We start from the raw sequence: 1,888 nt of genomic DNA, 5'->3' as shown, positions 1-1,888 counted from the left end.
TTGCTGTACTTATTTCAGATCGCCCCGTGCCAACAGGCACCTATTTCATTGATATTCCACCCTTGAGCAGCACACCGAGAAACTTTCGTTCTCGCAATGCACTATTCTCCTCACACCCACAACAATTCTCCATGCGGAAAACGCCTAGGTGTTTGGTGCTCCTTAGAAAGGAGGTGATCCAGCCGCACCTTCCGGTACGGCTACCTTGTTACGACTTAGTCCCAATCGCCAGTCCCACCTTCGACAGCTCCCTCCCCACAAGGGGGTTAGGCCACCGGCTTCGGGTGTTACCAACTTTCGTGACTTGACGGGCGGTGTGTACAAGGCCCGGGAACGTATTCACCGCAGCGTTGCTGATCTGCGATTACTAGCGACTCCGACTTCATGGGGTCGAGTTGCAGACCCCAATCCGAACTGAGACCGGCTTTTTGGGATTAGCTCCACCTCACAGTATCGCAACCCATTGTACCGGCCATTGTAGCATGCGTGAAGCCCAAGACATAAGGGGCATGATGATTTGACGTCGTCCTCACCTTCCTCCGAGTTGACCCCGGCAGTCTCCTATGAGTCCCCACCATAACGTGCTGGCAACATAGAACGAGGGTTGCGCTCGTTGCGGGACTTAACCCAACATCTCACGACACGAGCTGACGACAACCATGCACCACCTGTAAACCGACCGCAAGCGGGGCACCTGTTTCCAGGTATTTCCAGTTCATGTCAAGCCTTGGTAAGGTTCTTCGCGTTGCATCGAATTAATCCGCATGCTCCGCCGCTTGTGCGGGCCCCCGTCAATTCCTTTGAGTTTTAGCCTTGCGGCCGTACTCCCCAGGCGGGGCACTTAATGCGTTAGCTACGGCGCGGAAAACGTGGAATGTCCCCCACACCTAGTGCCCAACGTTTACGGCATGGACTACCAGGGTATCTAATCCTGTTCGCTCCCCATGCTTTCGCTCCTCAGCGTCAGTTAATGCCCAGAGACCTGCCTTCGCCATCGGTGTTCCTCCTGATATCTGCGCATTTCACCGCTACACCAGGAATTCCAGTCTCCCCTACATCACTCTAGTCTGCCCGTACCCACCGCAGATCCGGAGTTGAGCCCCGGACTTTCACGGCAGACGCGACAAACCGCCTACGAGCTCTTTACGCCCAATAATTCCGGATAACGCTTGCGCCCTACGTATTACCGCGGCTGCTGGCACGTAGTTAGCCGGCGCTTCTTCTGCAAGTACCCTCAACCAACAAAAATGCTGGCCTTGTTCCCTACTGAAAGAGGTTTACAACCCGAAGGCCGTCATCCCTCACGCGGCGTCGCTGCATCAGGCTTTCGCCCATTGTGCAATATTCCCCACTGCTGCCTCCCGTAGGAGTCTGGGCCGTGTCTCAGTCCCAGTGTGGCCGGTCACCCTCTCAGGCCGGCTACCCGTCGTCGCCTTGGTGAGCCATTACCTCACCAACAAGCTGATAGGCCGCGAGTCCATCCAAAACCAATAAATCTTTCAACCAAACCCCATGCGAGGTAAAGTCAATATCCAGTATTAGACCCCGTTTCCAAGGCTTATCCCAGAGTTAAGGGCAGGTTACTCACGTGTTACTCACCCGTTCGCCACTAATCCCCCCGCAAGCGAGGTTCATCGTTCGACTTGCATGTGTTAAGCACGCCGCCAGCGTTCATCCTGAGCCAGGATCAAACTCTCCGTTAATAAAACAAACAGACACACACAATCCCACCGGAAAAAGGTAAAGGAAAGCATGCACTAAATTCGAAACCAGCTAAACGATCATGCATCACCACAGGGGCGGCAACACACAACCAAATAACCAATTCAATTACAATAAATTGGTATCAATAAAACTTGGCACACTATTGAGTTCTCAAACAACAACC

Annotated in this window: 1 rRNA gene; it reads right to left on the bottom strand. The window is 53.5% G+C overall.

The features are described 5' to 3' along the window. Positions 1–166: 166 nt before the first annotated feature. Positions 167–1,703, bottom strand: a 16S ribosomal RNA gene (locus tag RY113_RS18355). Positions 1,704–1,888 lie beyond the last annotated feature (185 nt).

The organism is Arthrobacter sp. lap29 (assembly GCF_032458965.1).
Taxonomy (GTDB): Bacteria; Actinomycetota; Actinomycetes; order Actinomycetales; family Micrococcaceae; genus Specibacter; species Specibacter psychrochitiniphilus.
Note: the sequence above shows the minus strand (reverse complement) of the source record. Positions and strands in the feature narration are given on the sequence as shown.